General features: G+C 66.6%; 29 protein-coding genes. 28 read left to right on the top strand and 1 reads right to left on the bottom strand.

Translation table 11 applies throughout. The annotated features are described in order from the left end of the window. The first annotated feature begins 748 nt into the window (after nucleotides 1-748). The 23 genes from rpsJ to map all read left to right on the top strand — a co-directional run bounded on the left by rpsJ (nucleotide 749) and on the right by map (nucleotide 13,204). The gene (rpsJ, locus tag ACFWH5_RS01015; RefSeq protein WP_193596815.1) at nucleotides 749-1,057 is read left to right on the top strand and encodes a 30S ribosomal protein S10; all 309 of its coding nucleotides are present in this window, start codon (nucleotides 749-751) and stop codon (nucleotides 1,055-1,057) included. 8 nt (nucleotides 1,058-1,065) lie between these two features. Further along, a complete protein-coding gene (gene rplC / locus ACFWH5_RS01010) occupies nucleotides 1,066-1,725 on the top strand; it encodes a 50S ribosomal protein L3 (RefSeq protein ID WP_378830754.1) in 660 nt (219 codons plus the stop codon). Between the two features lie 2 nt (nucleotides 1,726-1,727). Then, complete coding sequence (rplD, locus tag ACFWH5_RS01005) at nucleotides 1,728-2,390, top strand: 50S ribosomal protein L4 (RefSeq protein WP_378830752.1); 663 nt, start codon at nucleotides 1,728-1,730, stop codon at nucleotides 2,388-2,390. Beyond that, nucleotides 2,387-2,707: a 50S ribosomal protein L23 gene (gene rplW, locus ACFWH5_RS01000; RefSeq protein ID WP_285637097.1), complete on the top strand. Its 321-nt coding sequence runs from the start codon at nucleotides 2,387-2,389 to the stop codon at nucleotides 2,705-2,707. The genes rplD and rplW overlap by 4 nt, the downstream gene beginning before the upstream one ends. Nucleotides 2,708-2,727: 20 nt before the next feature. Then, nucleotides 2,728-3,567, top strand: a complete 840-nt coding sequence (rplB, locus tag ACFWH5_RS00995) for a 50S ribosomal protein L2 (RefSeq protein WP_204974447.1) — start codon at nucleotides 2,728-2,730, stop codon at nucleotides 3,565-3,567. 12 nt (nucleotides 3,568-3,579) lie between these two features. After that, the gene (gene rpsS / locus ACFWH5_RS00990) at nucleotides 3,580-3,861 is read left to right on the top strand and encodes a 30S ribosomal protein S19 (RefSeq protein ID WP_120229702.1); all 282 of its coding nucleotides are present in this window, start codon (nucleotides 3,580-3,582) and stop codon (nucleotides 3,859-3,861) included. Nucleotides 3,862-3,899: 38 nt separating this feature from the next. Then, nucleotides 3,900-4,298 carry a 50S ribosomal protein L22 gene (rplV, locus tag ACFWH5_RS00985; RefSeq protein WP_378830748.1) on the top strand — a complete coding sequence of 133 codons (399 nt, stop codon included), beginning with the start codon at nucleotides 3,900-3,902 and terminating at the stop codon, nucleotides 4,296-4,298. Next, nucleotides 4,298-5,047, top strand: coding sequence for a 30S ribosomal protein S3 (rpsC, locus tag ACFWH5_RS00980; RefSeq protein ID WP_378830746.1), 750 nt, complete (start codon nucleotides 4,298-4,300; stop codon nucleotides 5,045-5,047). Before rplV ends, rpsC begins: the two co-directional genes overlap by 1 nt. Further along, complete coding sequence (rplP, locus tag ACFWH5_RS00975; protein ID WP_099194600.1) at nucleotides 5,047-5,466, top strand: 50S ribosomal protein L16; 420 nt, start codon at nucleotides 5,047-5,049, stop codon at nucleotides 5,464-5,466. The genes rpsC and rplP overlap by 1 nt, the downstream gene beginning before the upstream one ends. Next, nucleotides 5,466-5,780 (top strand): 50S ribosomal protein L29, encoded by a 315-nt coding sequence (gene rpmC, locus ACFWH5_RS00970; protein WP_378830743.1) that lies wholly within the window; start codon nucleotides 5,466-5,468, stop codon nucleotides 5,778-5,780. The genes rplP and rpmC overlap by 1 nt, the downstream gene beginning before the upstream one ends. Continuing rightward, nucleotides 5,780-6,094 (top strand): 30S ribosomal protein S17, encoded by a 315-nt coding sequence (gene rpsQ / locus ACFWH5_RS00965; RefSeq protein WP_378830741.1) that lies wholly within the window; start codon nucleotides 5,780-5,782, stop codon nucleotides 6,092-6,094. The genes rpmC and rpsQ overlap by 1 nt, the downstream gene beginning before the upstream one ends. Continuing rightward, nucleotides 6,091-6,459, top strand: a complete 369-nt coding sequence (gene rplN, locus ACFWH5_RS00960) for a 50S ribosomal protein L14 (RefSeq protein ID WP_378830739.1) — start codon at nucleotides 6,091-6,093, stop codon at nucleotides 6,457-6,459. Before rpsQ ends, rplN begins: the two co-directional genes overlap by 4 nt. A gap of 2 nt (nucleotides 6,460-6,461) precedes the next feature. Further along, complete coding sequence (gene rplX / locus ACFWH5_RS00955; RefSeq protein ID WP_337332222.1) at nucleotides 6,462-6,821, top strand: 50S ribosomal protein L24; 360 nt, start codon at nucleotides 6,462-6,464, stop codon at nucleotides 6,819-6,821. Continuing rightward, a complete protein-coding gene (gene rplE / locus ACFWH5_RS00950; RefSeq protein WP_378830736.1) occupies nucleotides 6,821-7,411 on the top strand; it encodes a 50S ribosomal protein L5 in 591 nt (196 codons plus the stop codon). The genes rplX and rplE overlap by 1 nt, the downstream gene beginning before the upstream one ends. A 155-nt stretch (nucleotides 7,412-7,566) precedes the next feature. Beyond that, nucleotides 7,567-7,965 (top strand): 30S ribosomal protein S8, encoded by a 399-nt coding sequence (gene rpsH, locus ACFWH5_RS00945; protein WP_378830733.1) that lies wholly within the window; start codon nucleotides 7,567-7,569, stop codon nucleotides 7,963-7,965. A gap of 6 nt (nucleotides 7,966-7,971) precedes the next feature. Beyond that, a complete protein-coding gene (gene rplF / locus ACFWH5_RS00940) occupies nucleotides 7,972-8,508 on the top strand; it encodes a 50S ribosomal protein L6 (protein WP_378830730.1) in 537 nt (178 codons plus the stop codon). 2 nt (nucleotides 8,509-8,510) lie between these two features. Beyond that, nucleotides 8,511-8,870, top strand: a complete 360-nt coding sequence (gene rplR, locus ACFWH5_RS00935) for a 50S ribosomal protein L18 (protein WP_378830728.1) — start codon at nucleotides 8,511-8,513, stop codon at nucleotides 8,868-8,870. After that, nucleotides 8,867-9,547, top strand: coding sequence for a 30S ribosomal protein S5 (gene rpsE, locus ACFWH5_RS00930; RefSeq protein ID WP_309129680.1), 681 nt, complete (start codon nucleotides 8,867-8,869; stop codon nucleotides 9,545-9,547). Before rplR ends, rpsE begins: the two co-directional genes overlap by 4 nt. Further along, the gene (gene rpmD / locus ACFWH5_RS00925; protein ID WP_193596799.1) at nucleotides 9,547-9,732 is read left to right on the top strand and encodes a 50S ribosomal protein L30; all 186 of its coding nucleotides are present in this window, start codon (nucleotides 9,547-9,549) and stop codon (nucleotides 9,730-9,732) included. Before rpsE ends, rpmD begins: the two co-directional genes overlap by 1 nt. Then, a complete protein-coding gene (rplO, locus tag ACFWH5_RS00920) occupies nucleotides 9,732-10,316 on the top strand; it encodes a 50S ribosomal protein L15 (RefSeq protein WP_378830725.1) in 585 nt (194 codons plus the stop codon). The genes rpmD and rplO overlap by 1 nt, the downstream gene beginning before the upstream one ends. Before the next feature lie 113 nt (nucleotides 10,317-10,429). Continuing rightward, entirely contained in the window at nucleotides 10,430-11,752 is a 1,323-nt protein-coding gene (gene secY / locus ACFWH5_RS00915; RefSeq protein ID WP_378830723.1) for a preprotein translocase subunit SecY, read from the top strand. Beyond that, nucleotides 11,749-12,348: an adenylate kinase gene (locus ACFWH5_RS00910; protein ID WP_378830720.1), complete on the top strand. Its 600-nt coding sequence runs from the start codon at nucleotides 11,749-11,751 to the stop codon at nucleotides 12,346-12,348. Before secY ends, ACFWH5_RS00910 begins: the two co-directional genes overlap by 4 nt. A 7-nt stretch (nucleotides 12,349-12,355) precedes the next feature. Next, the gene (map, locus tag ACFWH5_RS00905; protein WP_378830718.1) at nucleotides 12,356-13,204 is read left to right on the top strand and encodes a type I methionyl aminopeptidase; all 849 of its coding nucleotides are present in this window, start codon (nucleotides 12,356-12,358) and stop codon (nucleotides 13,202-13,204) included. A gap of 66 nt (nucleotides 13,205-13,270) precedes the next feature. Here map and ACFWH5_RS00900 read toward each other — a convergent pair whose 3' ends face one another. Further along, nucleotides 13,271-14,254, bottom strand: coding sequence for a hypothetical protein (locus tag ACFWH5_RS00900; protein WP_378830716.1), 984 nt, complete (start codon nucleotides 14,252-14,254; stop codon nucleotides 13,271-13,273). 287 nt (nucleotides 14,255-14,541) lie between these two features. Between ACFWH5_RS00900 and ACFWH5_RS00895 the strand changes: the two genes are divergently transcribed. From ACFWH5_RS00895 to rpsK, 5 genes are all read left to right on the top strand, one after another. Continuing rightward, on the top strand, nucleotides 14,542-15,207 hold the full coding sequence (locus ACFWH5_RS00895; protein WP_378830713.1) for a DsbA family protein: 666 nt from the start codon (nucleotides 14,542-14,544) through the stop codon (nucleotides 15,205-15,207). Nucleotides 15,208-15,346: 139 nt separating this feature from the next. Further along, a complete protein-coding gene (infA, locus tag ACFWH5_RS00890) occupies nucleotides 15,347-15,568 on the top strand; it encodes a translation initiation factor IF-1 (protein ID WP_018171468.1) in 222 nt (73 codons plus the stop codon). Nucleotides 15,569-15,632: 64 nt separating this feature from the next. Further along, nucleotides 15,633-15,749, top strand: a complete 117-nt coding sequence (gene rpmJ / locus ACFWH5_RS00885) for a 50S ribosomal protein L36 (RefSeq protein ID WP_071644008.1) — start codon at nucleotides 15,633-15,635, stop codon at nucleotides 15,747-15,749. Between the two features lie 166 nt (nucleotides 15,750-15,915). After that, nucleotides 15,916-16,290 carry a 30S ribosomal protein S13 gene (gene rpsM / locus ACFWH5_RS00880; RefSeq protein ID WP_182254213.1) on the top strand — a complete coding sequence of 125 codons (375 nt, stop codon included), beginning with the start codon at nucleotides 15,916-15,918 and terminating at the stop codon, nucleotides 16,288-16,290. A 27-nt stretch (nucleotides 16,291-16,317) separates the two neighbouring features. Beyond that, nucleotides 16,318-16,716, top strand: a complete 399-nt coding sequence (rpsK, locus tag ACFWH5_RS00875; protein ID WP_309129688.1) for a 30S ribosomal protein S11 — start codon at nucleotides 16,318-16,320, stop codon at nucleotides 16,714-16,716. Nucleotides 16,717-16,793: the final 77 nt, after the last annotated feature.

The following is a 16,793-nucleotide window of genomic DNA, read 5'->3' as shown; positions in this document are numbered from 1 at the left end:
AGGTGCACCGCCCTTCTGCCTGCCCGACGCGCCACGCATCGGATGCCGCGAAAAACGAACTTCACCGTGGACGCGTTCTGCCCCTAGACTGTGAGCGTCGCCTGGGGGTCTGTGCGACACAGGGCGCTGGGGAAGCGCCCGCATGAATGGGGATTCATTTGGGGACGCGACGTACTCCGTGTGCGGGAATGCCGCCGATGCATCACCATGTCCGCGCGGCCGATCGGCCGGGCCCATGGACGGTCGTCCGGCATCCCTTCTTGCCGGTCGGCCCTGTCCGGTGCTCCCCCCTCCCACCGGACACCCCATAGCGCGGGACGGGGCATGGGGATGCCCCGTCCCGCGTCTGGAGATCCGCGGAACGACGCGCGACACGCCCGGGTTTGCAGTACGTGAATCCGGCATGGCAGAATAGACAGGTTCCACATTCCTGCGCTCTGCGTGATGCGCGGGATCACTGTCACGACAGTGCATAGGCGGCATGCTCCTCCGGGAGGCGTGCAGGGTTCTAGGCCGCGGACAGCAGAACACACAATCCGACACCTCCTCACGGGGGTCCTGTCGTGCCTGCGCGGCAGGAGTCGGCATCCGCGTGCTCCGGCGTGCGGGCTGACAGCAGAACAGTGGTGCAGCAGAACGGTTCTCCGAACCGCTCGAGTGCCGAGGCGTGAACAGCGCCGACGTGCGTCCAATGCCCCAGGGTCACCCGGCCCAGGACGGTAAGACGCTTGAAGAGAGAGAGCAGACAATGGCGGGACAGAAGATCCGCATTCGCCTGAAGTCGTATGACCACGAGGTCATCGACACGTCGGCGCGCAAGATCGTCGACACCGTGACCCGTGCGGGCGCGACTGTCGTCGGCCCGGTGCCGCTTCCGACGGAGAAGAACGTGATCGCCGTGATCCGTTCGCCCCACAAGTACAAGGACAGCCGCGAGCACTTCGAGATGCGCACCCACAAGCGTCTGATCGACATCGTCGACCCGACGCCGAAGGCTGTCGACTCGCTGATGCGTCTCGACCTTCCGGCCGACGTCAACATCGAGATCAAGCTCTGAGGTTCGACATGGCTGACATCAACGCAAAGATCTCCAAGGGCATGCTCGGCACCAAGCTCGGCATGACCCAGGTGTGGAACGAGAACGGGAAGCTCATCCCCGTGACCGTCATCGAGCTGGCTCCGAACGTGGTCACCCAGGTTCGCACCCCCGAGAAGGACGGCTACAACGCCGTTCAGATCGCTTACGGCCAGATCGACCCCCGCAAGGTCACCAAGCCCCTGACCGCACACTTCGAGGCCGCCGGCGTCACGCCGCGCCGTCACGTCACCGAGATCCGCACCGCGGATGCCGCTGACTACGCGCTGGGCCAGGAGCTCACGGTCGACGGCACCTTCGAGGCCGGTCAGCTGATCGACGTCGTCGGCACCAGCAAGGGCAAGGGCACCGCGGGTGTCATGAAGCGCCACAACTTCAAGGGCGTCTCGGCATCGCACGGTGCACACCGCAACCACCGCAAGCCCGGTTCGATCGGCGCATCGTCGACCCCGAGCCGCGTGTTCAAGGGCATGCGCATGGCCGGCCGTATGGGTGGCGAGCGCGTGACCGTCCTCAACCTCACGGTGCACTCCATCGACGCCGAGAAGGGACTTCTGCTCGTCAAGGGCGCCGTCCCCGGTGCTCGTGGCCGCATCGTCTTCGTCCGCAACGCAGTGAAGGGTGCCTGACCATGGCTGACTCCACTCTCGCGCTCGACGTCGTGTCGGTCGACGGCAAGAAGGCCGGCTCGGTCGAGCTGCCCGCCGCGATCTTCGACGTCAAGACCAACGTCCCCCTGATCCACCAGGTCGTCGTCGCGCAGCTCGCCGCGGCACGCCAGGGCACCCACTCGACCAAGCGTCGCGGTGAGGTCTCCGGTGCCGGCCGCAAGCCCTTCAAGCAGAAGGGCACGGGTAACGCCCGTCAGGGTTCGATCCGCGCGCCGCACATGACCGGTGGTGGCATCGTCCACGGCCCGAAGCCGCGCGACTACGCGCAGCGCACCCCCAAGAAGATGATCGCCGCCGCCCTGCTGGGCGCGCTCAGCGACCGCTTCCGCGGTGAGCGCCTGCACGCCGTCGAGGCCTTCGTCGCCGACAGCACCCCTTCGACCAAGACCGCAGCGAGCCTGCTCGCCGCCGTCGCCGGTCCGAAGAACGTGCTCATCGTGATCGAGCGCGCTGACGAGCTGACCGTGAAGAGCGTTCGCAACCTGCCGAACGTGCACGTGCTCAGCTTCGACCAGCTGAACGCCTACGACGTGCTCGTCTCCGACGACATCGTCTTCACCAAGGCCGCGCTCGAGGCGTTCATCGCCTCGAAGACCGGCGCAACCGAGGAGGTCTCGGCATGACTGAGCAGAACATCCTCGCGACGGCCCTGAACAAGGACCCGCGCGACATCATCCTGGGCCCGGTCGTCTCCGAGAAGAGCTACGGGCTGATCGACGAGGGCAAGTACACCTTCCTCGTCGACCCGCGCGCTTCGAAGACCGAGATCAAGCTCGCCATCGAGAAGATCTTCGGTGTCAAGGTGGCTTCGGTCAACACGATCAACCGCGTCGGCAAGGCCCGCCGCACCCGCTTCGGCACCGGCAAGCGCAAGGACACCAAGCGCGCCATCGTCGCGCTGAAGTCGGGTTCCATCGACATCTTCACGGCCGTCGGCTGACCGGGGGATAAGGACAGATAATGGCTATTCGCAAGTACAAGCCCACGACCCCGGGTCGCCGCGGTTCGTCGGTGGCCGACTTCGCCGAGATCACCCGATCGACGCCTGAGAAGTCGCTGCTGCGCCCCCTGTCGAAGACCGGTGGCCGCAACAACCAGGGCCGCATCACCACCCGCCACATCGGTGGTGGACACAAGCGCCAGTACCGCGTCATCGACTTCCGTCGCAATGACAAGGACGGCATCAACGCCAAGGTCGCTCACATCGAGTACGACCCCAACCGCACCGCGCGCATCGCGCTGCTGCACTACTTCGACGGCGAGAAGCGTTACATCCTCGCGCCGAACAAGCTGAAGCAGGGCGACGTCATCGAGTCGGGTGCCGGCGCTGACATCAAGCCGGGCAACAACCTGCCGCTGAAGAACATCCCCACCGGTACCGTGATCCACGCGATCGAGTTGCGTCCCGGCGGCGGAGCGAAGATGGCCCGTTCGGCCGGCGCCTCGGTGCGCCTGGTCGCGAAGGACGGCCCCTACGCTCAGCTGCGTCTGCCCTCGGGCGAGATCCGCAACGTCGACGCGCGCTGCCGTGCGACGATCGGCGAGGTCGGCAACGCCGAGCAGTCGAACATCAACTGGGGCAAGGCCGGCCGCAAGCGCTGGAAGGGCGTCCGCCCGACCGTCCGCGGTGTCGCCATGAACCCGGTCGACCACCCGCACGGTGGTGGTGAGGGCAAGACGTCCGGTGGACGTCACCCCGTCTCCCCGTGGGGCCAGGCTGAGGGTCGCACCCGCCACGCCAACAAGGAAAGCGACAAGTACATCGTGCGTCGCCGTAACGCCGGCAAGAAGCGCAAGTAGGAGTAGAGGAAGATGCCACGCAGTCTTAAGAAGGGCCCCTTCGTCGACGAGCACCTGCTTCGCAAGGTGGTCGTGCAGAACGAGGCAGGCACGAAGAACGTCATCAAGACCTGGTCACGCCGTTCGATGATCATCCCGGCCATGCTGGGTCACACCATCGCCGTGCACGACGGTCGCAAGCACATCCCTGTGTTCGTGACCGAGACCATGGTCGGCCACAAGCTGGGCGAGTTCGCGCCCACCCGCACCTTCCGCGGCCACGAGAAGGACGACAAGAAGGGTCGTCGCCGCTGACGCGGCGACACTCTGGAGAGAAGCAGAGGAGGAGAACAATGGTGGAATCCATCGCACGCGTCAAGCACATCCGCGTGACCCCTCAGAAGGCTCGTCGTGTCGTCGCCCTCATCAAGGGCAAGCAGGCGCAGGAGGCACTGGCCATTCTGAAGTTCGCCGCTCAGGGCGCAAGCGAGCCGATCTACAAGCTCGTGCACGCCGCCATGGCGAACGCACAGGTCAAGGCGGATCGCGACGGCGAGTTCCTGGACGAGCAGGACCTGTACGTGAAGAACGCGTACGTCGACGAGGGCACGACGCTGAAGCGTTTCCAGCCCCGCGCTCAGGGCCGCGCGTTCCAGATCAAGAAGCGCACGAGCCACATCACGGTCGTGCTGGCCACGCCCGAGGCCGCTGACGCGGCTCCCGCGGCCACGACGAAGAAGGCGAGCAAGTAATGGGCCAGAAAGTCAACCCGTACGGCTTCCGTCTCGGCATCACCACGGACCACGTGTCGCGTTGGTTCTCGGACTCGACCAAGCCGGGCCAGCGTTACGCCGACTACGTCGCCGAGGACATCAAGATCCGTCGCCTGCTGCAGACGCAGCTCGACCGCGCCGGTGTCTCGGGCATCGAGATCGAGCGCACCCGCGACCGCGTGCGTGTGGACATCCACACCGCACGTCCTGGCATCGTCATCGGCCGCCGCGGCGCCGAGGCGGAGCGCATCCGCGGTGACCTCGAGAAGCTCACCGGCAAGCAGATCCAGCTGAACATCCTCGAGGTCAAGAACCCCGAGGCCGACGCTCAGCTCGTCGCACAGGGCATCGCCGAGCAGCTCTCTGCTCGCGTGGCGTTCCGCCGTGCGATGCGCAAGGGTCTGCAGGGCGCGCAGCGCGCCGGCGCCAAGGGCATCCGCATCCAGGTCTCCGGCCGCCTCGGCGGCGCGGAGATGAGCCGCTCGGAGTTCTACCGCGAGGGTCGTGTGCCGCTGCACACGCTGCGCGCGAACATCGACTACGGCTTCTACGAGGCCAAGACCACCTTCGGCCGCATCGGCGTGAAGGTCTGGATCTACAAGGGCGACCTCACCAACAAGGAACTCGCACGCGAGCAGGCGAACCAGAAGTCGTCGCGCGACCGTGGTGGCGACCGCCGCCGTGGCCCGCGCAGCGAGGCACCTGTCGCAGAAGGAGCGTCGGCATAATGCTCATCCCTCGCAAGGTCAAGTACCGCAAGCAGCACCACCCGAAGCGTTCGGGCCAGGCGACCGGCGGCACGAAGGTCTCCTTCGGCGAGTTCGGCATCCAGGCTCTGACCCCCGCCTACGTGACCAACCGTCAGATCGAGTCCGCTCGTATCGCGATGACCCGTCACATCAAGCGTGGTGGAAAGGTGTGGATCAACATCTACCCCGACCGTCCGCTCACCAAGAAGCCTGCCGAGACCCGCATGGGTTCCGGTAAGGGTTCGCCGGAGTGGTGGGTCGCCAACGTCAAGCCGGGCCGCGTCCTCTTCGAGGTCGCGGGCGTGAACGAGCAGCTCGCACGCGAGGCGCTCACCCGGGCCATTCACAAGCTGCCGCTCAAGGCACGCATCATCAAGCGCGAGGAGGGCGACGCGTAATGGCGATCGGCACCAAGGAGCTCGCACCCGCCGAGCTCGACACGTTCGAAGACCAGCGCCTCGTCGAGGAGCTGCGCAAGGCCAAGGAGGAGCTGTTCAACCTCCGTTTCCAGTCGGCCACCGGCCAGCTGGAGAGCCACGGCCGCATCCGCGCCGTCAAGCGCGACATCGCGCGCCTCTACACCGTGATCCGTGAGCGGGAGCTCGGCATCCGCGCGACGCCGGCCCCGGTCGAGGCTCCGGCCAAGAAGGCGTCCAAGGCGAAGGCGAAGAAGTCCGAAGAGGCTGACGCGCCGAAGGAGGAGGCCGAGTAATGGCTGAGAAGAAGGCAGCGGAGGCTGTCCAGCACGCCGAGCACGACGTGCGCGACGCAGGAGCCCGCGGTTACCGCAAGGCTCGCCGTGGATACGTCGTCAGCGACAAGATGGACAAGACCATCGTCGTCGAGGTCGAGGACCGCGTGAAGCACCCGCTTTACGGCAAGGTCATCCGCGTGACCTCGAAGGTCAAGGCGCACGACGAGAACAACACCGCCGGCATCGGCGACCTGGTCCTCATCAACGAGACCCGGCCGCTGAGCGCCACGAAGCGCTGGCGCCTGGTTGAGATTCTGGAGAAGGCCAAGTGATTCAGCAGGAGTCCCGCCTCAAGGTCGCCGACAACACCGGCGCGAAGGAACTGCTCACCATCCGCATCCTCGGTGGCTCGCGCCGCCGCTACGCGGGTCTGGGCGACACCATCGTCGCGACGGTCAAGGACGCGATCCCGGGCGGCAACGTCAAGAAGGGCGATGTGGTCAAGGCCGTCATCGTCCGCACCGTCAAGTCCACGCGCCGTCCCGACGGCTCGTACATCAAGTTCGACGAGAACGCCGCCGTCATCCTGAAGAACGACGGGGAGCCCCGCGGCACCCGCATCTTCGGGCCGGTCGGCCGTGAGCTTCGTGACAAGAAGTTCATGAAGATCGTCTCGCTCGCCCCGGAGGTCATCTGATCATGGCGAACATCAAGAAGGGTGACCTGGTTCAGGTCATCACGGGCCGCAAGCAGGACAAGGGCGGCGACCGCGGAAAGCAGGGCAAGGTCCTCGAGGTCCTCGTCGAGCAGAACCGCGTCGTCGTGGAGGGCGTGAACTACGTCACCCGCCACACCCGTGTCGGCCAGACCCAGCGCGGCACCAAGACCGGTGGCATCGAGACCGTCGAGGCCCCGATCCACATCTCCAACGTCGCCGTCGTCGACCCCTCGACCAAGAAGCCGACCCGCGTCGGTCACCGCGTCGAGGAGCAGGTCAAGGACGGCGTGAAGCGCACGGTTCGCGTGCGCTACGCGAAGAAGTCAGGTAAGGACCTCTGATGGCAGCGACTGACGCCGCGGGTGCTGGCAAGATCCAGCCCCGCCTGAAGGCGAAGTACAACAACGAGATCAAGAAGGCTCTGCAGGAGCAGTTCGGCTACGCGAACGTCATGCAGATCCCCGGTGTCGTGAAGGTCGTCGTCAACACCGGTGTCGGTGAGGCGGCTCGTGACAGCAAGGTGATCGATGGTGCGGTCGACGACCTCACCAAGATCACCGGTCAGAAGCCGATCGTCACCAAGGCCCGCAAGTCGATCGCGCAGTTCAAGCTGCGCGAGGGTCAGGCCATCGGCGCGCACGTCACCCTCCGTGGCGACCGCGCGTGGGAGTTCCTCGACCGCCTGGTGAACCTCGCACTGCCCCGCATCCGCGACTTCCGCGGCCTGTCGGGCGACCAGTTCGACGGCAACGGCAACTACACCTTCGGTCTCCAGGAGCAGAGCGTGTTCCACGAGATCGACCAGGACAAGATCGACCGCGTCCGCGGCTTCGACATCACCGTGGTGACGACCGCGAAGACGGACGACGAGGGCCGCGCGCTCCTGCGCCACCTCGGCTTCCCGTTCAAGCAGGCCGACGCCGCGGCCTGATCCGCGAGGATCGGTCCCGGCGCGCAGGAGGGATGCCGGATGCTTCGGCGTCCGGCATCCCTCCGGGCGTGCCGTACAATTGAAGATTGCGTGTTCATCGCAGGCCGTCTGTCGTGTAACGGCAGCCGGAACCTCATGATCGAAAGAAGACAACAATGACAATGACAGACCCGGTCGCAGACATGCTGACCCGTCTGCGCAACGCGAACTCGGCGCACCACGACTCCGTGACCATGCCGTCGAGCAAGCTCAAGACGCACATCGCCGAGATCCTCCAGCAGGAGGGCTACATCGCCGGCTTCGAGGTCGTCGACGCCCGCGTCGGCAAGAACCTCACCCTGTCGCTCAAGTACGGTCCCAACCGCGAGCGCTCCATCGCCGGCATCAAGCGCGTGTCGAAGCCCGGTCTTCGCGTGTACGCGAAGTCGACCGAGCTGCCCAAGGTCCTCGGTGGCCTCGGCGTTGCCATCCTGTCCACCTCCTCCGGTCTTCTCACCGACCGTCAGGCTGAGCAGAAGGGCGTGGGCGGAGAAGTTCTCGCCTACGTGTGGTGATCTGACATGTCGCGTATCGGACGACTTCCCATCGACATCCCCGCGGGCGTGACCGTTTCGGTCGACGGCCGCGAGGTGGCGGTGAAGGGCCCCAAGGGTGAGCTCACCCTGCAGGTGGCCAGCCCCATCGAGGTCGCGGTCGAGGAGAACCAGGTTCTGGTCACCCGGCCCGACGACGAGCGCGAGTCGCGGTCGCTTCACGGCCTGACCCGCACGCTCATCAACAACAACATCATCGGCGTCACCCAGGGCTACTCCAAGGGCCTTGAGGTCGTCGGCACCGGTTACCGCGTGCAGCAGAAGGGCGGCTCGGTCGAGTTCGCCCTGGGCTTCTCGCACCCCGTGCTGGTCGACCCGCCGGCCGGCATCACGTTCACGGTCGAAGGCACGAACAAGGTCACCGTGAGCGGCATCGACAAGCAGGCCGTCGGTGAGGTCGCCGCCAACATCCGCAAGATCCGCAAGCCCGAGCCGTACAAGGGCAAGGGTGTGCGCTACGCCGGCGAGGTCGTGCGTCGCAAGGCCGGAAAGGCTGGTAAGTAACCATGGCTGTGAAGTCGAAGTCCGCCGCCCGCGCGCGGCGTCACGCCCGTCTTCGCAAGAAGATCCAGGGCACCGAGGTGCGTCCGCGTCTGGTCGTCACCCGCTCTGCACGTCACGTCTTCGTGCAGCTCGTGGACGACAGCAAGGGCCGCACCGTGGCATCCGCTTCCACGCTCGAGACCGACCTGCGCTCCTTCGACGGTGACAAGACCGCCAAGGCCCGCAAGGTGGGTGAGCTCGTCGCCGAGCGCGCGAAGGCCGCCGGTTTTTCCGAGGCGGTGTTCGACCGCGGCGGCAACCGCTACGCCGGTCGTGTCGCGGCCATCGCCGAAGGCGCCCGTGAAGGGGGGCTGGCACTGTGAGTGACAACAAGGAGAACGAAGTGACCGAAACCGCTCCGGCCGAGGCTCAGGCCGAGCCGCAGCGCGAGCAGCGCGACGGCCGCCGTGGTGGCCGTGACCGCGGCCAGGGTCGCGACCGCAACTCGCGTGACCGCGGCGACAACCAGTTCCTGGAGCGCGTCGTCACCATCAACCGCGTCTCGAAGGTCGTGAAGGGTGGTCGTCGCTTCAGCTTCACCGCTCTCGTGGTCGTCGGCGACGGCAACGGCCTGGTGGGCGTCGGCTACGGCAAGGCGCGCGAGGTCCCGCTCGCGATCTCGAAGGGCGTCGAAGAGGCCAAGCGCAACTTCTTCCGCGTGCCCCGCGTCGCATCGACCATCCCGCACCCCGTGCAGGGTGAGGCGGCTGCCGGCGTCGTGCTGCTGCGTCCGGCCGCTGCCGGTACCGGTGTCATCGCCGGTGGTCCGGTTCGCGCCGTGCTCGAGTGCGCCGGCATCCACGATGTCCTGTCGAAGTCGCTCGGCTCGTCGAACACGATCAACATCGTGCACGCGACCGTCGAGGCCCTCCAGTCGCTCGAGGAGCCGCGCGCCGTCGCCGCTCGTCGTGGCCTGGACTACGACGCCGTCGTGCCGGAGATCATCATCCGCAACGAGGCGAAGGCCGCTGCCGCCGCCGCGCAGAAGGTAGGTGCCTGATGGCTGAGCGCCTCAAGGTCACGCAGATCAAGTCCAAGGTGAGTGAGAAGCAGAACCAGCGCGACACTCTGCGTTCGCTCGGTCTCAAGCGGATCGGCGACTCGGTCGTCCGCCCCGACGACGCACAGACGCGCGGATACGTCCGCACCGTCGCTCACCTCGTGAAGGTTGAGGAGATCGACTAATGGCTGAGAAGAACGAGGCCGTCGAGGCCGAGAAGGCCGAGAAGAAGACCGCCGCCAAGAAGCCGGCAGCCACCAAGGCAGCCCCGGCGAAGGCTGCGGCGAAGAAGGCCCCGGCGAAGAAGGAAGAGGATGCCGCGGCATCCCGTCCCTCCGTGCTGAAGGTGCACCACCTGCGTCCTGTCCCCGGCGCCAACACTGCGAAGACCCGTGTCGGTCGCGGTGAGGGCTCGAAGGGCAAGACCGCCGGTCGCGGCACCAAGGGCACCAAGGCCCGCAACACCGTTCGCGTCGGCTTCGAGGGTGGGCAGATGCCGCTGCACATGCGCACCCCGAAGCTGCGCGGGTTCAAGAACCCGTTCCGCGTGGAGTACCAGGTCGTGAACCTGGCCAAGCTCGCCGAGCTGTACCCGAAGGGCGGCGACGTCACCGTCAGCGACCTGGTCGCCAAGGGTGCCGTGCGCAAGAACGAGAAGGTCAAGGTCCTGGGCGACGGAGACATCTCCGTCAAGCTCACGGTCTCGGTCGACAAGGTCTCGGGCAGCGCCGAGCAGAAGATCGTGGCCGCCGGCGGATCCGTCGAGTGATCCGCAGGTGACATGCGCCAGGAGGGGTCGGAGATTCTCCGGCCCCTCCTGTGCGTTACCCTGGACTTTCGGCCGTCCGTCGACGGCCGGATTCCCTTTCAGGAGGAACGCCCTTGTTTAGCGCCATCGCGCGAATCTTCCGCACGCCCGACCTGCGGCAGAAGATCCTTTTCACCATCGGCATCATCGCCCTGTACCGCATGGGCTCGAATGTGCCCGCTCCGTTCGTGCACTTCCCGAACGTGGAGCAGTGTCTGGCGGCGAACGCCGGGACCGAGGGCCTGCTGGGGCTCGTCAACCTGTTCTCCGGTGGCGCTCTGCTGCAGCTGTCGATCTTCGCGCTCGGGGTCATGCCCTACATCACCGCGACGATCATCACGCAGCTCCTCCGCGTGGTCATCCCGCACTTCGAGACGCTCCACAAGGAGGGTCAGGCGGGCCAGGCCAAGCTCACGCAGTACACCCGCTACCTGACGATCGCGCTCGCGCTGCTGCAGTCGACCACGCTGGTCACCGTGGCGCGCACCGGCCAGCTGTTCGGCACCACCGATGTCGCGGCGTGCCAGAACCTGCTGACCAACGACGTGTGGTGGGCGCAGCTGCTCATCATCATCGCCATGACCGCCGGCACCGGCCTGATCATGTGGTTCGCCGAGATGGTCACCGAGCGCGGCATCGGCAACGGCATGTCGCTGCTGATCTTCACCTCCATCGCCGCGACCTTCCCCTCGGCCATGTGGGGCATCTGGGAGGCGCGCGGCTTCGAGACGTTCCTGCTCGTGCTCATCATCGGCATCATCGTGATGGGCCTCGTCGTCTTCGTCGAGCAGTCCCAGCGACGCGTGCCCGTGCAGTACGCCAAGCGCATGGTCGGCCGCCGCACCTACGGCGGCACGAACACCTACATCCCGATCAAGGTGAACATGGCGGGCGTGATCCCGATCATCTTCGCCTCGTCGCTGCTGTACATCCCGATGCTGGTCGCGCAGTTCAACACGCCGACCGACGGCAGCGAGCCGCCGGCATGGGTCACCTGGGTGTCGCAGTACTTCACCACCGGCGACCACCCGCTGTACATGGCGGCGTACTTCCTGCTGATCATCGGCTTCACCTACTTCTACGTCGCGATCACCTTCAACCCCGTCGAGGTCGCCGACAACATGAAGAAGTACGGCGGGTTCATCCCCGGCATCCGTGCGGGCCGCCCCACCGCGGAGTACCTGGACTACGTCATCACCCGCATCACCTTCCCGGGCTCGCTGTACCTGGGCATCGTGGCGCTGATCCCGCTGGTGGCGCTGGCGACGGTGCAGGCGAACCAGAACTTCCCGTTCGGCGGTGCGTCGATCCTCATCATCGTGGGTGTCGGCCTCGAGACCGTCAAGCAGATCGACGCGCAGCTGCAGCAGCGCCACTACGAAGGGCTCCTCCGATGACCGCATCCGCACGTCTGCTGATCGTCGGCCCGCAGGGTTCGGGAAAGGGCACCCAGGGCGTCCGCGTCGCCGAGACCTTCGGCATTCCCGTGGTCTCCACCGGTGACATCTTCCGCGCCAACATCAAGCAGGGCACCGATCTCGGCAAGAAGGTCACCGCCATCCTCGACGCCGGCGACCTCGTGCCCGACGAGCTGACCAGCGAGATCGTTCGGGACCGGCTGGCGCAGGACGACGCGTCGAACGGGTTCCTGCTCGACGGCTACCCGCGCAACACCGCTCAGGTGGCGCAGCTCGACGCGTTCCTCGAGGAGCGCGGCGAGTCGCTGGACGCGGTCATCCTGCTGGATGTGCCGCGCGAGGAGAGCCTCGAGCGCCTGCGTCTGCGCGCCATCGAGCAGGGCCGTTCCGACGACACCGACGAGGCCATCGCGCACCGTCTCGACATCTACGAGCACGAGACCTCGCCGATCATCGAGATTTATCAGGAGCGCGGCATCGTCGACCGCATCGACGGGGTGGGCTCGCTCGACGAGATCACCGAGCGCATCTCGACGGCGCTGAACGCACGCGGCGTCGGCCAGCAGCTCGTCTGACACCGGCATGTTCCGCAGGTCGATCTACAAGACCGCCGCGCAGCTGCGCGGGATGGTCGAGCCGGGGCTGATCACCGCGGCGGCCCTGGACGCGGTACGGGCGCTGGTGCGTCCCGGTATCACGACGGCCGAGCTGGATGCTGCGGCGGAGCGCGTCATCCGCGATCGCGGAGCGGAGCCGAACTTCATGCTCGTGCGCGGCTATCACCACGCCACCTGCATCTCGGTGAACGAGCAGGTCGTGCACGGCATCCCCGGTGACCGGGTGCTGCAGGCGGGTGACATCGTGTCGATCGACTGCGGCGCGCAGTTCCAGGGCTGGAACGGCGACAGCGCGATCACGATCGTCGTGCCGGATGCCGCCAGGCCCGAGCTGGTCACCAGGCGCGAGGAGCTCTCCCGGGTCACCGAGGGGTCGATGTGGGCCGGCATCGCCGCCATGGCGACCGCCGCGCACATCGGCGAGATCGGTGCGGCGATCCAGGAGTACATCGAGGCGCAGGGCGTCTCGGAGGTGTCGGGGGAGACCTACGGCATCCTGCGGGAGTACGTCGGCCACGGCATCGGACGCAAGATGCACGAGGCCCCGAGCGTGTTCAACTACCGCACGCCGGATGCCGGCGCCGAGGTGCGACCCGGTCTGGTGCTCGCCATCGAGCCGATGGTCACCGCCGGTGGCGAGTCGACGTTCGTCGAGGACGACGACTGGACCGTGTCGACGACCGACGGCACGGACGGCTCGCACTGGGAGCACAGCGTCGCCCGGCACGAGGGCGGCGTCTGGGTGCTGACAGCGCCCGACGGCGGCGCCGCGGGCCTCGCGCCCTTCGGCGTCACGCCGGTCCCGATCGCGTAGCGCCGGCGCCGCCGCTGATCTCGAGAAATCACGTTCCGCACGAGAAACCGTCTGTGCGCGCGTGTTTCATGAGCGAAGTGGTTTCTCGCGCGGGCGGTGTCGGATCGTCGCGAGCATTGCCGGTCGTCGTGGGTGGCGGAGCGGAACGCCGGCCGACTGAAGAGCGCGCGCGAGCGGTGCAACCCGCCAGGCGTCGGTCAGATCCCAGCGCGCGAAGGGATGCCCGTGGCGCCGCAGCCTGTCCTCCCGGCGCTTCTCATCGGCGAGGTTCTTCGCCGCCTCCTTGGGATCGCCGAGCGCGTACTTGTCCCAGCCGTCGGACTCGCCGATCACGGCGCGGGAGGGGAAGAGAAAGTCGACGCGATCGTCGTAGCCCTCGTAGTCGAACCGCTGTTGCAGTTCGGGGGTCTCGAACCCGCACCAGCCGATGATCGAGCGGCTCACACTTTCACCCGGTGATTCCGCGCGTCCGTCGGCGTGATCCCATGCCCAGCGAAGACGCGCCCGGCCCCGTGTGTTCTGCTGCGCGTCAGCACGCTCACACAGCGTGGCCAGGTCGGTGAATCCACGCTGCGCGGCCGAGATCGCAGCATCGGCGACCGCCAGACCCTGTGCCGGCGGCAGCACGCGCACCAGATCCACCGCGGTGTCCAGTGGCGAGGTCGTGAGGATTCCAGCGGTGGATCCGACTTCACGCGGATCGGCGCTGGTGTGCACGACGACGTCGCCGTAACGGCGTGATGCCGCTCGCCCGGCATCGTAGACGTGGATGTCCTTCGGTTCGTTGAAATACGGGATGCCCAGCGCGACCGCCGCTGACTCCATGCAGAGCACGGCATCCGGGTGGGTGCGGAGGAACGCGTGCACCCGGACGGCGTACCGCTTCCAGGCGGGCAGCGCGGCGTACCCAGCCCGATCGGCGTAGACGCCTGCCCGCACTCGGACGTGACGGGAGGAAGGAAGGCGGATGCCGAGCATCCGTCCTTCCGAGGCTGTGATCAACGGCAACGGCGAACGTGACAGCGCACGTCGGGCAAGAGTGATGGTCATGCTCCGAGCATGGGCGTTCGCCGACCCCGTCGGGCGTCGGCCTCCCACGATCTGTGGACACATCGCACCGCGGGCTGATCGGTGCAGAAGTAACGTCGTGGCGAGAAACCAGGGTCCGCGTGAGAAACCGACGGAGAACGCGTGTCTCATGCACGAACTGGTTTCTCGCGGGGGAGGGGCGGGCGGATGAGGGGCGGGCGGTTGCGGACGGGCGGGGCTCACATGACAGGCATAGCGAATGCACGGCAGAATGGGGCGATTGCTTTCTCCGAACAGGACGGACATCCATGGCTGCGGCAGCACAGCGCAAGAACAACTGGTTCGCGATCGGCATCTCGATCGCCGTCGTCGTGGTGCTCGTCGCCCTCGGCGCGATCGTCGTCTACCTGAACAACCAGGCCAACGACGCGGGGCCGGCCCCCCAGGGAGAGATCATCAACTCCGAGACCGGCGCGATCAGCTTCGGCGACGGCGATGACACGGTCGCGGTCTACGTTGACTTCATGTGCCCCATCTGCAACGACTTCGAGCAGCAGTACGGCGAAGCGCTGAAGCAGGCCGCCGAGGACGGCAAGATCACCCTCGAATACCACCCGATCTCGATCCTCGACCGCTTCTCGCAGGGTTCGGAGTACTCGTCGCGGTCCGCAGGAGCGGTCTTCTGCGTCGCGGAGGATTCCCCGAGCAAGACCCTCGAGTACATGGAGACGCTGTTCACGAACCAGCCCGCCGAGAACACGACCGGTCTCACCGACGAGCAGCTCGCCACGTACGCCGAGGAGGTCGGCGCCGACGGCGCCGCATCCTGCATCGCAGACGGCACGTACGGCAAGTGGGGCGTCGCCCAGGCGAAGCAGCACGAGATCGCCGGTACGCCGACGGTCGAGGTCAACGGCAAGCGCCTCGACCTGCAGAAGGGCGAGATCCAGGAGATGCTCGACGTCATCAGCTGACCCGAGTTGCCGGGAGCGCCCGGACGGTCTAACATAGATCTTTGGTGCCTTGCGCCTTTTCTTGGCGTGTCTGAACAAGACGGCATCACACCACCCATCCACCGCAGATCGACCGGTCTGCAGAAGCGTCAGCGAGGCTATGGCTAAGAAAGACGGTGTCATCGAGATCGAGGGCGTCGTGTCCGAGGCGCTGCCCAACGCGATGTTCCGCGTTGAGCTCAGCAACGGGCACAAGGTCCTGGCGACGATCTCAGGAAAGATGCGACAGAACTACATCCGCATCATCCCCGAGGACCGCGTGGTCGTGGAGCTCAGCCCCTACGACCTGACCCGCGGCCGCATCGTCTACCGCTACCGCTGATCGGTCGAGAAGTAACACCCCAGGCATCTCGCCTGCCCGGTGAAGACAGCGATTAGGAAACATCATGAAGGTCAACCCCAGCGTCAAGCCCATCTGCGACCACTGCCGCGTGATCCGTCGTCACGGTCGCGTCATGGTGATCTGCAAGAGCAACCCGCGCCACAAGCAGCGCCAGGGCTGAGCCCCGGGGCCGGATCGGCTGCCTTCGCGGCATCCGATCCGGCATCTCACAACTCAATATCGAATGACAGGCAGCATCGGAACCCGCGCGAGCGGGGGACACCTCGGGGCGGAGGCCCGGGACCGGATGCTGCTCCACACCTCCAACAACACTCCAGGAGAACCGCATGGCACGTCTTGCCGGCGTTGACATCCCGCGCGACAAGCGCGTGGTGATCGCCCTCACGTACATCTACGGCATCGGCCGCACCCGTTCCGTCGAGATCCTCAAGGCGACCGAGATCGACGAGTCGATCCGCGTCAAGGACCTCAGCGACGAGCAGCTCGTCGCACTGCGCGACCACATCGAGGGCAACTACAAGGTGGAGGGTGACCTGCGCCGCGAGGTCGCCGCAGACATCCGCCGCAAGGTCGAGATCGGCTCCTACGAGGGCCTCCGTCACCGTCGTGGCCTGCCGGTCCGCGGTCAGCGCACCAAGACGAACGCGCGCACCCGCAAGGGACCGAAGCGCACCGTCGCCGGCAAGAAGAAGGCCCGCTAAGCGGCCAGGGAATAGGAGAACACTTTCATGGCTGCACCCAAGGCCGCCGCGCGCAAGCCGCGCCGCAAGGACAAGAAGAACATCGCGCTGGGCCAGGCCCACATCAAGTCGACGTTCAACAACACCATCGTCTCGATCACCGACCCGTCCGGCGCTGTCATCAGCTGGGCCTCGTCGGGTGGCGTGGGCTTCAAGGGCTCGCGCAAGTCGACGCCGTACGCCGCCGGCATGGCCGCGGAGTCCGCTGCCCGCCAGGCTGCGGAGCACGGCGTCAAGAAGGTCGACGTGTTCGTGAAGGGCCCGGGTTCGGGCCGCGAGACCGCGATCCGCTCGCTTCAGGCCGCCGGCCTCGAGGTCGGCTCGATCCAGGACGTCACGCCGCAGGCTCACAATGGCTGCCGTCCGCCGAAGCGTCGCCGCGTCTGATTCCGTGCGACGAGGCGCGCTCGGACCCGCTGCGGGTCCCGGCGCGCCTCGTCGCCCGCAGATTTCCACAACTCAAG

It is taken from the genome of Microbacterium sp. NPDC058345, assembly GCF_042723855.1.
GTDB lineage: Bacteria > Actinomycetota > Actinomycetes > Actinomycetales > Microbacteriaceae > Microbacterium.
This window is presented reverse-complemented; position numbering and strand designations above follow the sequence as displayed.